The organism is Bradyrhizobium sp. SZCCHNR1015, from assembly GCF_032489875.1.
GTDB lineage: Bacteria > Pseudomonadota > Alphaproteobacteria > Rhizobiales > Xanthobacteraceae > Bradyrhizobium.
Genome location: NZ_JAUEYW010000004.1, coordinates 42,846 through 55,744, shown reverse-complemented (window position 1 = coordinate 55,744; position 12,899 = coordinate 42,846). Strand labels below are relative to the sequence as shown.

General features: G+C 59.2%; 10 protein-coding genes. 6 read left to right on the top strand and 4 right to left on the bottom strand.

Annotated features, from left to right (window positions below):
• Positions 1-72 precede the first annotated feature (72 nt).
• Positions 73-1,035, bottom strand: a complete 963-nt coding sequence (locus QX128_RS08720) for an NAD(P)-dependent oxidoreductase (protein WP_316237240.1) — start codon at positions 1,033-1,035, stop codon at positions 73-75.
• Positions 1,036-1,303: 268 nt separating this feature from the next.
• Here QX128_RS08720 and QX128_RS08715 point away from each other — a divergent pair, with 268 nt between their 5' ends.
• From QX128_RS08715 to QX128_RS08695, 5 genes are all read left to right on the top strand, one after another.
• Positions 1,304-2,698: a glycosyltransferase family 2 protein gene (locus tag QX128_RS08715; protein ID WP_316237239.1), complete on the top strand. Its 1,395-nt coding sequence runs from the start codon at positions 1,304-1,306 to the stop codon at positions 2,696-2,698.
• Positions 2,686-3,534 carry a DUF268 domain-containing protein gene (locus QX128_RS08710; protein ID WP_315716383.1) on the top strand — a complete coding sequence of 283 codons (849 nt, stop codon included), beginning with the start codon at positions 2,686-2,688 and terminating at the stop codon, positions 3,532-3,534. The genes QX128_RS08715 and QX128_RS08710 overlap by 13 nt, the downstream gene beginning before the upstream one ends.
• 8 nt (positions 3,535-3,542) lie before the next feature.
• A complete protein-coding gene (locus QX128_RS08705; RefSeq protein ID WP_410053137.1) occupies positions 3,543-4,169 on the top strand; it encodes an acyltransferase in 627 nt (208 codons plus the stop codon).
• Complete coding sequence (locus tag QX128_RS08700; RefSeq protein ID WP_316237237.1) at positions 4,166-4,981, top strand: class I SAM-dependent methyltransferase; 816 nt, start codon at positions 4,166-4,168, stop codon at positions 4,979-4,981. The genes QX128_RS08705 and QX128_RS08700 overlap by 4 nt, the downstream gene beginning before the upstream one ends.
• Before the next feature lie 159 nt (positions 4,982-5,140).
• Positions 5,141-6,091 (top strand): glycosyltransferase, encoded by a 951-nt coding sequence (locus QX128_RS08695; protein WP_316237236.1) that lies wholly within the window; start codon positions 5,141-5,143, stop codon positions 6,089-6,091.
• On the opposite strand, the gene QX128_RS08690 is transcribed toward QX128_RS08695, so the two are convergent.
• The 3 genes from QX128_RS08690 to QX128_RS08680 all read right to left on the bottom strand — a co-directional run bounded on the left by QX128_RS08690 (position 6,092) and on the right by QX128_RS08680 (position 8,809).
• Positions 6,092-7,090, bottom strand: a complete 999-nt coding sequence (locus QX128_RS08690; protein WP_316237235.1) for an FkbM family methyltransferase — start codon at positions 7,088-7,090, stop codon at positions 6,092-6,094.
• Positions 7,069-7,794, bottom strand: coding sequence for a hypothetical protein (locus tag QX128_RS08685; protein WP_315801397.1), 726 nt, complete (start codon positions 7,792-7,794; stop codon positions 7,069-7,071). Before QX128_RS08685 ends, QX128_RS08690 begins: the two co-directional genes overlap by 22 nt.
• A gap of 151 nt (positions 7,795-7,945) precedes the next feature.
• Positions 7,946-8,809 (bottom strand): ABC transporter permease, encoded by an 864-nt coding sequence (locus tag QX128_RS08680; RefSeq protein ID WP_316237234.1) that lies wholly within the window; start codon positions 8,807-8,809, stop codon positions 7,946-7,948.
• Between the two features lie 1,137 nt (positions 8,810-9,946).
• Here QX128_RS08680 and QX128_RS08675 point away from each other — a divergent pair.
• Complete coding sequence (locus tag QX128_RS08675) at positions 9,947-12,712, top strand: NF038122 family metalloprotease (RefSeq protein WP_316237233.1); 2,766 nt, start codon at positions 9,947-9,949, stop codon at positions 12,710-12,712.
• Positions 12,713-12,899 lie beyond the last annotated feature (187 nt).

The window sequence follows — 12,899 nt, the reverse complement described above, 5'->3', positions numbered from 1 at the left end:
GAGGCATGAAAGCGAAATGCAAAAAGGGCAACCGGCCGACCGGTCTGCGGAGGCGGCCAGCTCGGCAGCCCCTCACTTGATGTTCGCGCCTTTGTTGCCCGTCCGCCACCATGCGGCATAGGCGGCAAGCCCATCTCTCAAGCTCCAACGATGCTCGAAGCCCAGGCTTCTTGACCGTGTGGCCGAGGCCTGCAGGTGGTTCGGATCACCAACGCGCGAATTTCCATTGAATCGGATCCGACAATCGACTCCCAATGCGCGGGCAAGCTCACTGGCAATGGACTCAACGCTGGATGCGACGCCAGTTCCGCCATTGACGATGAGGCACTGCGACGTTGCGTGCTGGGCCGCGATGAACCCGAGTTCGGCTGCGTCCTCCACGTACAGCATGTCCCTGGTCTCAGCCCCCGTCCCAAAGAGGGTAATTTCGTCGGACGCCTGCGAGAGTTTTCCTGCGACGTCCCATAGCAGCTGCTTCTGCAAGCCGGGACCGTACAGAGAGAAATAGCGGATCACGGCCGTTTTCAAGCCGAATGAGTGTGACGCCGATCGACATAGCAATTCGGCACAGAGTTTGTGTGTGCCATAGGGCGATACAGGAGCCAGCGAAGCGTCTTCGGCGATCGGTCCCGGCGCGGCGCTGCCATACACTGCCGCGCTGGAGGGAAGCACGAACACCGCTTCCGGCGCTGACCTGCGCAACGTATCGAGCAGCAGCGCGGTGCTGTCTACCGAGAGACGGAAGTCTCGGTAAGGGTCCGCAAGCGATGCGCCGATTGCGCCGCTGCCCGCGGCATGGAATACGACGTCGGGGGGGCCGACAAGCTTCAGGAGCTCCTTGATCGCTTCGTTGTCGATGATCTTCTCGATCCAGGCAGCCTTGCCTGAGACTTTGACGAGAGGGAGTGTGGCGATATCGACATCGGCAGCGCCGCCAAGCCCAATGCCAGCAATATCCCAGCCCCCCGCCGCAAAACGCGCGGCCACATGTCGGCCCAGGAAGCCACGGGCGCCGGTTATCCAAACGAGTGCCATACGTCAGAATTGCTCTTAGAGGTTCCGAAAAGGGATCGTCTCTATCGAGTTGATCGCCACGGTTAAGACGAGAGGGCGCGCGCCCCTGGGCGCAGGGTCAGCTCGGACGCTCGTGCGACGGCGAAACCCATGGACGTGGAGGGCATTTTCTACTTTCACGTGTGGATGCGCCAACTTGCAAACATGCCGGTCGTGGAGGTATACACCGTCTGAGGATTGTTTCCAACGATATCCATGCCTTCAGGCCGATTGCGGAGGAGGACAGCTGGTGAGTTCCTTCAAGGTGCCTGTAAGCGGGGTAGTGGAGCGCTTGATCGGATCTGAAGATGCGTGCGTAGGCACTGACAATCCGGTTTCGATCGATCGCGCAACCAAAGGCTGCGTTCACGTCGTTGTTCCCGTCTTTAATCGTTGGCAATTCACGCAGCAGTGCGTCGAAGATCTGCGCCGTCAGACCTATCGACATTTGACGATCAACGTATCGGACGGCGGATCGACCGACGGCACGCGAGACAAGCTCGCTCGACTCTATCCGGATGTGGAGGTGATCCACGATGGGAAGGAGCGTTGGTGGGCCGGCTCTTGTGCGCTGGCCATTGAGCGGATACTGGCCAAAGCTGCGACGGATGACTTCGTTCTTTTGCTGAACAATGACACGAGAGTCCCTGAAAACTACATCGAAACGCTGGTTGCCTGGTCGCGGGCCCATGACGCGGCCGTTGGCGCAAAGGTCGTTGACAGTCGCGATCCGACGAGGGTCCTTGATGCCGGCGAGATGATTGATTGGGAGCGCTACGATTTCCCCATCAAAACAGAGATCGCCTCAGGCGAGCGGCATTGTGAAGACGTCGACACGCTTCCGGGCCGAGGTACCTTGATTCCGATCAAGATGATAAGAGCGGTCGGCAACATCGACGATCGGACCTTTCCACATTATATTTCAGATTACGACTTCTTTTGCCGGATCAAGTCTGCTGGTTTCAAGCTGCTTGTGTGTTACGACACAATGATTCTGGCTCATATCGAGGAGACCGGTATCGTACCGCAAGCCCAGTTGACCTTGCGGCAAGCCTGGCGCGAAATCTTCGACCGTAGGTCGATGACCAATCTCGGCGATCATTGGCGCTTCGTCTCCCGACATGCGCCCGCGCCGCTGCGCCCGCGGTTGCATCGCCTTTTGGTGGCGCAGGCGGCCGTAAAATTGCTGTTGCGCACGGAACTCGGCGTTTTTTTTCTACCGCCGTATAAGGGCGCGCGTCTCGTCAGGAGAGTCATACGAGCCGTTGTACGCTTGATTAACGAGCCGGATGCTGCGCTCGAGTTCGCGCACTGGCCGCATGCGGTGAAGCTCGTTGCGCTGATGACGTTTGCTCCACGTCCCTTCCAAGGCGACGAGGCCGCCGCCAAAGGGTTGGATGTGTCGCGGCTTGTGCGCGATGGCGTATTGGTCCTGCGGTTGCCGCCTGACTGGTATTGCTTCGGCACGCTGCAATGGGCAGGCCGGTCGGATGCTGCGCAACTGAACGATCTGCTGCGCACGTGCCGAGGGCCGAGCCTGTTGCAATATAGGGCCCTTGTTTCCTACAAGAGGGCACGCCAAGCGCATATACGGCTGGGTGATGATAGCGCGGCAGACCCAGGGCAAGCATCATGCAATCATTGAAACAGTACATCAAAGGGCGCCTCAAGGCGCCGCTCGCGGAATCAAATTACAAACGATTTCTTGCGGACGGCAACCCGCCTTGGAAGCCAGGTTACGATACGCATAAGATCAAGTCGGTAACCGCCGCAATCAACGATCCCGCCTACGATCCCTACAAGCTCCCGGACGGTTTTGGTTGGCGCCTCGATGAACGTATCGTCGAGTATCCATGGTTCATGGCACGCCTTCCAGCCGGAAAGGGGCGGTTGCTCGACGCGGGGTCTACCCTCAACCACGCGCATGTGCTCGGTCATCCGAAGCTGCGCGAAAAGACCTGCACCGTTTCGACTTTGGCGCCGGAGCAGTGGTCTGCGTGGCAGTGGGGCGTGTCCTACGTTTATGAAGATCTGCGCGAAAGCTGTTTCCGGGACGCGTATTTCGATTGGATCGCCTGCATCTCGACGATCGAGCACGTTGGCCTGGACAACACGATGCTCTATACGAGCGACGGCACAAAGAACGAGACGGACACCGATGGGTACGTCTCTTGTCTGATGGAATTGCGCCGAATGTTGAAGCCAGGTGGGGTGCTCTTTCTGAGCATGCCATTCGGCCGACGAGCCAACCACGGTTGGTTCCAGATTTTTGACGCCGAAATGGTCGACCGGCTCGTCGAGCGATTCGCGCCGCAATCGTGCATCGAGACCATCTATCGTTACAGGGCGGAAGGGTGGACCGTTGGCGACCGGGAGAGCGCAAAGGACGCAACCTATTTCGACATACATAAGCAAAGCACTTATGATGATGATTACGCGGCGGCCTCCCGGGCTGTCGTGTGTCTTGAGCTGACGAAGTAGCACATTCCGTGACGCGCCGTGTTCGTGCATTTGCCGAAGGACTACTTGCTCGGCTCGTCCGGCCGCGGCATATGCCCTCGGCCGACCGAAGGATTGATCGCGCTCTCGCAGATATCGACCAGACTGCCGTTTTCTATCCGACGGCCAGTCTGCATACGCACGGGCACCCGCCAGAGGCGCTGCGGATCGGCGCTCACACGCACGTCCGTGGCGAGTTGTTGTTGTTCGGACACGGCGGGCGTATTCGCCTTGGCGAGTATTGTTATGTGGGCGAGCAGACCAGAATTTGGTCCGCCAGGGAGATCAGCATCGGCAACCGCGTTCTGATCTCGCATATGTGCACGATCATGGATAATCTGACCCACCCGTTGGATGCGAGCGCGCGACATCAGCAGTTCCGCGATATCATTACCGCTGGTCATCCGCGCAAAATCGACCTGGACGAGCAACCTGTCATCATTGAGGACGATGCGTTGATCAGTTGCCATTGCGTGGTGCTGCGAGGCGTGCGAATCGGCCGGGGCGCCGTCATTGGAGCGGGCAGCGTCGTCACCAAGGACGTTCCTCCGATGGTGATTGCGGCGGGCAATCCGGCCAAGGTCATTCGCGAACTCGATATGGAAGCAGTAAAATGACCGATGGCGCGATGAGCTGGGAGCAGGCGGTCTCCTGGTTGCGCAACCAGCCTGACCAGGCCAGTCTTGTGAAGGCGTGTTTCTTCGATGACCCGCTGTTGGCGGCTGCGCAGCGATTTCACGCCAGCTCCGAGTGGATTGCGACGCGATCATTGCTGACGAGCCCACCAGGGCGCGCCTTGGACGTCGGGGCGGGCAGGGGCATCGCGAGCTACGCGCTCGCGGCTGATGGCTGGCAAGTGACGGCGTTGGAGCCTGACCCGAGCGCGCTGGTGGGGGGCGGAGCGATCCGGGCGCTTGCGGGCGAGAGTGGATTGCCGATCAACGTTGTGCAGGAGTGGGGTGAGACCCTGCCATTCGATAGCAACAGCTTCGATGTCGTACTCTGCCGTCAGGTGCTGCACCATGCGCGTGACCTGGGGCAGCTCTGTGCCGAGATTGGTCGCGTTCTGAAGCCGGGTGGAATTTTACTTGCCACGCGCGAGCATGTCATTTCACGACCCGAAGATTTGCCGGCATTCTTGGCGTCGCATCCGCTTCACAAGCACTATGGTGGCGAGCACGCCTATTTGCTTGCGGACTATCACTCCGCCATCGCCAATGCGGGCCTTGCTCTCGATCTTTCGTTGAACCCGCTTCAGTCCGATATCAATCTGTTTCCAATGACCTTGAGTGACCACCGGAAACTTGTCGCCAAGCGGCTCAGATTGCCATCGGTGCTTGTTCGTCCTTGGCTGATGTCATGGTACGGTAACCAGCTTGACGATCCAGGGCGTCTTTACACATTCAGAGCGCGCAAGCCTGCAAGCTGATGCCAGAGATTGAATTGTGAAGAGATCATTGTCGAACATTTGCAGAAAGCTCTCTTCGCAACAGATACGGGGAGTCGCGGGCGTGGATGATTCAACGAGCCCAATCCGGGTCTGCCCGTCCCGCAGCAGGTCGTGGTGTCGTGATCGCGAGGTGCTCTCGTGACTGACCGCGTGCCGCTTGCCCTTTTCACGTACAACCGCCCGCTGCACACGCGACGGGCGCTCGATGCGCTGCTGCGGAACGCGCGCTTAGAGGACGTCAAGATCATCATCTACTCGGACGCCCCGAAGCGACCCGAGCACGCCGAAGCGGTCGAGGCAACGCGACGGCTAGTTGCAGACTGGGCCGTGGTGAACGGCGCCGAGGTCGTCGTGCGTCCAGAGAATTTTGGTCTTGCTCGCTCGATCGCCGGCTCAGTCGATGAGCTCACGCGCGCTTACGGCCGGGTGATTGTCCTCGAGGACGACCTCGTTGCAGCTCCCGATTTTGTCCGCTTCATGCTCGAAGGGCTGGACCGTTATGCTGATGCCGCCGGTGTTGCGCAGATTTCTGGTTGCCACCTCAAAGGTACGGCCCAAGTAGCCGGAGATGCCTTCTTCATGCCGCTGACGACGACTTGGGGGTGGGCGACATGGGCGCGGGCATGGTCGCTATTTGATTGGCAGACGGACGGTATGCTCGATGAGCTTGCCCACGATGCCGGGTTCCGCAGCCGCTTCAGCCTCAATGGCGCAGCGGATTATGAAGCGATGCTGTCCGATCGCATTGCTGGCAAGAATGACTCTTGGGGCATTCTGTGGTGGTATGCCGTCGCCAAGGCCGGCGCGCAGGTTCTCTACCCGCGTACGAGCCTGATATGGAACGGCGGATTCGATAACTCCGGCGTTCATTGTGCGGGTAACCTCCCCTTCCAGCTCGAGGCTCCAGCTCAATTCAGTCGGACCATCTTGCCGGCGACGCTGCGAATGCCCGATCGGGTTGAGCCGGACATGGCAGCATTCAACGAGGTCTGTCTTTGGCTGCGGGCAGGTGTCTCTCCAGCCGTTGATCGTAGCGGCCTCGCAACACGACTGCGAGGGGCTTTGAAGCGTTGGGCCGGCCGCCGCTGATCAGGAGAAATCTGCGCCTGTGCGGGTCAGAATGACCGAATTGAAGAGCCGGAATCGGACTTCGTAATTCCTGGCGAGAAGATATCTGAGAGCGGGATCCTGGTGCATTTCGGCGAACGGTGTCGACAGCGCTTCGATGATGATCACGGCGGGCGCGTAAACGTCCCAATTGCCCGAACGCAAGACGGCCAGTTCTGCGCCCTCCACATCGACGCTGAGGAGATCGACGTTGATTCCGGGAGGCACGAACTCGTCCATGATACTTGCGAGCGTCTTCGGGCGAAGCTCGATTTCACCAGTCTTGTCCCATCCAGCCGCGACGTAGCTGTCGGCGAGCTCTGCGTTGGTCGTGTTGAGGGCACCCTCGCGAAAGAGGTGCATCCGCACGGGGTCTGTCTGGTCCGACACCGCGAGTTCGAGGTTGACGTCTCGGGGCCGGAGCAGGCCGAACGAGCTCATGCTCCCGGGGGTTGCGTCGACATTGATGCCGCGCCATCCACGGCGGTAGAGCGCAAACGTATTGGAGAACCTGGTGGCGTGATGAGCGCCGACGTCGACATAGAAGCCGGAGCGACGATCACCGAATAGCCGCTTGAGCAGGATATCCTCTCCCTCCTGGCTGTAGTGGTGGCTGCTTCCGCCGAGCGCAGAGAAATGCTCGAGCAGAGCGTCAGGAATGTCGGCAGGGTCCAGGCCCGCACAGGCCCGCGTCAATAATTGCTTCCTCAAATCGAGCGGCAAGTGGTCGGCATCAGCAGCAGAAAAAGCCGCCGAAAGCAGCCGCCCGAGCTGGCTCGCATCCAGCTTCTGTTCGCTGAGCGATTTTTCGAGGATTTGTAAGCTGGAATCGATATCCATATGAGCGCCGATCCTGGCGAGCTGGACCGCCAATCTGGCGCGGTGCTCGGGAGCTATTCGGCGTCCGACGAACTGGATCAGCGATCGCGCCACGCTCGACAATCGAAAGCTAAGCGTGGTCACCAGTTGCTGCCCCTGCATGCTTCAATGCCTCCGACTGGTCGCGGATGATTGAGCCGGCCCCTGAGAATACTATCCGATCGCACCAGAAGCGATGTTGTCCAGCAATAGATGTTGATTGGGCCGAATCCGCTGAAATCCACCTGAAGGAAACCTTCACCACGAAAGAACTCTGCTACGTCGGTGTACCAGTCTGAATTGTCGAGCACGATGCAGCCGCCCGCGCTCAGGTGAGGCAGGGCTGCCCGCGCGCATTGATTGCGCCAGACCCCGTCGATGATGATGACATCAAATTCTCCTCCGATTTCGGATATGGCCCCAGCATATTCCGTGACCTCCTCCCGGAGAATGAGCTTTTCCAGTCGACTTGACCGATGCAGCATCTTCTCAAACCAGGCGGAATCATGCTCGACGGCGGTCACCTTGGCTCCCTTATTCGCCCAAAACAGGGACGAATTGCCGCAACCAAACTCGAAGATTCGCAGTCCTCTGGCGTCGAGCTGCTCGAAGTATTCCAGTGCGGGATATGTGTACCAGGGAACAGGTTTCCCATCCACGGCGACCGGCAGTTTCAGCTCGAGCGTACGTCCGTAGCCGTACTTGTTCACGAGGATGTCGAGAGCAGGCTCGAATGCCTTCGGCTCGGGTTTGGGCGTGGCATGCGCCAATGCGTTCGCGACCGTCCTCTGGACATAGGTGTTGATCCGATCTTTGAGCCATCTCATCTCGAGCATACTCCTGCGCGCTGGCCGGCGTCCGCCAAGCGAGTTGCTCGATGGATGGGCTCACACGTGAATTGGGACTCGGGCCGCAACATTGTCTAACGGGAGGTCTTGTTTCTGTTCAATTTGCTGTCGCTGCCTGTCGTCGGCTCAGCTACAGCCGCTCCGCTACGAGGTCCTCGAGCAGGTAGAAGATCTTCAGCCCAACGACGACCAGAATCATGGTCGCGACGATCACCAGCAAAAACACCGGAATGTCGTTGGCTTGGTCGAGGCAGATCAGCGCACGAGGAACATCGATGAGGTAGGTCAACGGATTGCACTTGATCAGAAACTGTATGGTTGGGCTCTCGATGCTCGAGTGCAGGTATACCGCAGGCGTCAAGTACATCAGCAGAGAGAGCCCTTGCGTGGCGAGCGGCGTAAGGTCGCGCGCAATTGTGCCGAGCACTGCGAGCATCAAGCCAATTGCCGTCCCGAGCAGTACCATGGGCAGAACCAGCAATGGATAGGCGAGTATCCAGAGGCTGGGCCAACGACCCATGATCAAGAAGACCGCCATCATCGTGATCATGCTGATGGCGATGGAATAGAAAACACCTGCCAGCGAGCTCATGGCGAGCGCCAGCTTTGGGATCTTGGTTCGCAGAATGAGATCAGCCTGCGACTGCAGGCCGCTACTGACCGCTCCCATTGCGCCCGGTAGACATGCCCAGATGGTGGTCCCGACGAGGACATAAAGAGGATAGGGGATCTCTCCTTGGCCGGGTTTGAGGACGCCGATGGAATAAAGAAACAGGAAGCTGATGATCCCCAGGATCGGATTGAGAAGAGCCCAGAAATACCCAAGAATCTTCTGTCGGAATTGAGCGATGAAGTCGCGCCAGAAAAGGCGAGTTATCACGTGGCGAGAGTTCGATAGATCGAAGTAGGCTTGGCGCAGGCTTGACGTTAGTCCACCGCTGCGCTGTGTTGCCTCATAAATTGTAATCGTGTCCTGGCGGTCAGACTTGATCATCGCCACCTCGCGGGCTTTTCTCGTGTGGTCAAATTGTGATTCGCTGGCTGCCTCGTCGTCGATTTACGAGAGGCGGAATTCGCTGAGATCCCGCGCTATCGATCGAGGCTTCCTGTGCATGCGGGTGTAAAGCCGGACGTGCCTTCTGAAACGGTGTCCTCCACATCAGTGGATCTTTGAAGGTTTTCCCGACATCGCGACGATTGCTCCATCACCGCGATAGCCAGCCGGCGGCGCTGAGCGCCGCACCTTTGGGTCCGTGTCACACACGGGGACGCTTTGAGCAAGTGGAATTCGCAATCACTCCCTGAGGCACGGCGGGGTCGATGCAGCAGCAGCCCGGTGCGCTATCGGACCCTTTGAGGCGGGCTTCGCGTCTCCAGCCTTATGGAGCGTCGTCGCGCCTGGAGGTACCCCATGGGCCAACGGGCGAGCGGTTTGCGGCGAGATTGGCTGGACGCCGCCGTTGGATACATGAACGACGTCTGGTGCAGCGCAGCCCGAGGGCAAAAGCTTCGGGTCGTACGGTCGACCTTATCGAAATACCGATCAAAACGCTAGGTCGTCCATCCCGCTTTTGCAATTGTAGATTTTGATATCCCGGAGAGTAAGCTCTTGATTGAGGGGCCTGTAGCGGCACCACGAAGCGCTAGTCACGCACACCACCTTAGCGCCGCGCAGAACGCTCCTGCTCTTCCAGTCACCGCTGGCACGGTGATGCTTCCGACTGGTTGCATTGTCGTAAACGTGCCAATTGCTGCGATCTGCCATGGACCTCGGCGCACGGAGCCGGCCGATCCGGGCGGCGTGATGGTGCGACATGGTGAGTTGATCCTTCGCCTGCCGAGTTGGCTCGAGCAGCCAAGAGTCAGCAGACCAGGGGGAAATGCGGCATGGCAGGGGGCGCGGCTTGGTGACATGCCCAGTCCCTGCAGAAATTGATTTCAGCTGGTCGCAGAGCAAGCGGGAGCGTCAAGTGGCCGGCCGCGCTGCGCAGAGGGTGTTCAGACCTTCGTCTCCCGGCAGGCGGCCATTAACCTGCAGGAAACGCTGATGACTGATAGCTAGATTCGCGGTTTCGGGGCTGCTCAAGCTTGGAATCGTGCGCTGGGATTTGAATGGCTGGGAGTTTAGCCAATGGCCGGATCGCCCAATTTGCAAGGCTCCGACGTAATCCAGGCCTCCGGCCCGGCAATCGATCCGCCTCCGTCAAACCCGGTCGAGCTCCCAGATGAGGCGGTGGAAGCTCAGCTCGCGCAAGGCGATTTCGGCGGGGTTGGTGCGGTGACGGCCGTGAGCGCCGGTGGGCTCACCATCAACCTTCTGTTCGATGCGGCCGCAATGGCCGCTCCAGCCAGCTTCCGGGCCGGGATTCAACAGGCCGCCGCGATCCTGACCTCCATGATCTCCGACCGAATCACGGTCAACATCAAGATCGACTACAGCGGAATCGGCGGAGGCGCTGCCGCAGGTCCTGATGGTGGCCAGTGGATGACCTACTCAAGCGTTCGGTCCAACCTCGTTGGGAACGCTAGCCCCGGTGACACCACCTTCAACGCCCTACCCGCTGTATCGAGCATCCAAGGGCAATCCTATGTTGCCGTCTGGAATTCGCAGCTGAAGCTCTGGGGAGGACTTGGCGCCAACGATACCACGACCGACGACGGCAGCGCGACGTTCGCGACCGACATCAATTCAGGCCTGCTCGTCGGGGTGGCCCTTCACGAGCTTACGCACGCATTCGGCCGCGTGCCCTACGGCCCGCAGCCTGACGTGTTCGATCTCTTCCGGTTCTCGAGCCCAGGCGTCCGTCTCATGACGGGAGGCGCGACGGCGTCGACAGCCTACTTCTCAATTGATGGGGGGCAAACGAAGCTTGCCGACTACGGCCAGTCCTCCGATCCGAGCGACTTCCTGAACAGTGGCGTTCAGGGCGCCAACGATCCGTTTAACGAATTCTACACTTTCAACACACTTCAGACGCTGACGTCCGTCGACCTCAAGCAAATGGACGCTCTCGGCTTTCATCTCGTCTCCGCAACGCCTGTAACCATAGAGGCGTTGGGAACGACCAGCCTGGTGCAGCTGGGATCAAGCTATTTCCTCAATCCATTTGGTGGGGGATTTGGCCCCCAACTCAAGCTCAACGGCGCCACGGTTCAGCCTGGGCAAATCGGTGGCTGGACGCCAATCGGTGCAGAAGCCGTTGGCGCGGGTTATGAGCTTGCCTGGAAGTTGGCCGGATCCGACCTTTACGCAGTGTGGACCCTCGACAGCAGCGGAAATTACGCAAGTAGCGCGATCGGAGGTGTCTCTGGACGGTCAGCCTCGTTCGAAACATTCGAGAATGTTTTTCATCAGGATCTCAACGGTGACGGTACGATCGGTATTCCGACCATCGTCATTGAGGGACTGGGATCGACCAGTCTGGTCCAGGTTGGCGATGGATATCTTTTGAATCCGGTCGGTGGCGGCGCGGGCCCGCAAATAAAGCTTGGCGGCGCGAACCTTGTGGCCGGTCAACTCGGCAGCTGGATGCCGATTGCCGCAGAAGCCGTGGGTGGCGGCTATGAGGTTGCCTGGAAGGTGGCTGGAGCCGATCTTTACGCAGTGTGGAATCTCGACAGCAACGGAAACTATACGAGCAGCGCGGTCGGAGGTGTCTCCGGAAGCTCGGTCTCGCTGGAAGCGTTCGAGAGCGTGTTTCACCAGGATCTCAATGGTGACGGCACGATCGGCATTCCGGCTACGGTCATCGAGGCACTGGGATCAACCAGTCTCGTTCAGGCCGGCAACGGATATATCCTGAATCCAGTTGGTGGCGGCACGGGCCCGCAAGTGAAGCTTGGCGGTGCCAACCTCGTGGCCGGCCAACTCGGCAGCTGGATGCCGATTGGCGCAGAAGCCGTGGGTGGTGGCTATGAGATCGCCTGGAAGGTGGCGGGAGCCGATCTTTACGCAGTGTGGAATCTTGACAGCAACGGAAACTACACGAGCAGTGCGATCGGAGGTGTCTCTGGGAGCTCCGCTTCGTTCGAGGCAATCGAGACCATCTTTCACCAAGATCTCAACGGTGATGGTACGATCGGGATTCCCACGATAGTCATCGAGGGGCTTGGATCGACGAGCCTCACCCAGGTCGGCAATGGATATTTTATGAATCCGGTCGGCGGCGGCGCGGGTCCGCAAGTGAAGCTTGGTGGCGCCAATGTTGTGGTCGGACAACTCGGCAGCTGGATGCCAATCGGCGCAGAAGCCGTGGGTAGCGGCTACGAGGTCGCCTGGAAGGTCGCGGGAGCTGATGTTTATGCAGTTTGGAGCCTGGACAGCGGCGGCAACTACACAGGCAGCGCGATTGGAGGTGTGTCGGGAAGCTCGGCCTCATTCGAGGCGTTCGAAACCACTTTCCATCAAGACCTCAACGGAGACGGTACGATCGGTGTAACCGCCCAAGTTTCAGCGGGCTACCCGCAAGGCAATCTCAGCGTCGCAAATGGTGTCCTCTCTTCGGGAAAAACCGCAAATCAAGCAGCGACTTACCCCTCCGACCTGTTCAGCCAGGATGGATTCCATTTCGCTGAAGGCGTCCAAGGTCAGACGATCATCTCCAGTCCCCAGCCATCGCTTGGTGGCCCACAGCAGACGGAATTGTGGGCACCGCATGACGTTTTCGTATTCAACCAAGAGCTTGGGCAGAGTATCGCCGCCAACTTCGCATCGGAGGCAGACATCGTTTGGCTCAGTCACAATCGCGCTGCCACGCAAGCGGCGATCGTCTCGGCGAGTCACGACAATACGCCTGGCAACATTGTTGTTTCTGATTCGGCACAGGACGTGCTTACGACACATCAGTCCATCACGGAGGCAGTTCTGAGCCATCTTGCCGGCTTTCATCTTGTCTAGTTCAATGCCCCGACCGGATTGGCAGAATCTTGGATGCGGGCGGGCTAGCGCATCGCGTCACACTTTCAACGTCACCTCTCTGCACGGTACAGAGATCGACGGAAGGTTGCTGGCGCCGCCAACAATCGTGGAGGCATCGGCGAACTCCGGCATCGAAACCTCCTCGCTCATCCTTGAGCGATGTCGA

Bases quoted from the DNA above. Each gene is read 5' to 3' on its own strand.
- QX128_RS08675 (WP_316237233.1), top strand. From the start codon at position 9,947: ATGGCCGGATCGCCCAATTTGCAAGGCTCCGACGTAATCCAGGCCTCC.
- QX128_RS08720 (WP_316237240.1), bottom strand. From the start codon at position 1,035: ATGGCACTCGTTTGGATAACCGGCGCCCGTGGCTTCCTGGGCCGACAT.
- QX128_RS08700 (WP_316237237.1), top strand. From the start codon at position 4,166: ATGACCGATGGCGCGATGAGCTGGGAGCAGGCGGTCTCCTGGTTGCGC.
- QX128_RS08680 (WP_316237234.1), bottom strand. From the start codon at position 8,809: ATGATCAAGTCTGACCGCCAGGACACGATTACAATTTATGAGGCAACA.
- QX128_RS08685 (WP_315801397.1), bottom strand. From the start codon at position 7,794: ATGAGATGGCTCAAAGATCGGATCAACACCTATGTCCAGAGGACGGTC.
- QX128_RS08710 (WP_315716383.1), top strand. From the start codon at position 2,686: ATGCAATCATTGAAACAGTACATCAAAGGGCGCCTCAAGGCGCCGCTC.
- QX128_RS08690 (WP_316237235.1), bottom strand. From the start codon at position 7,090: ATGCAGGGGCAGCAACTGGTGACCACGCTTAGCTTTCGATTGTCGAGC.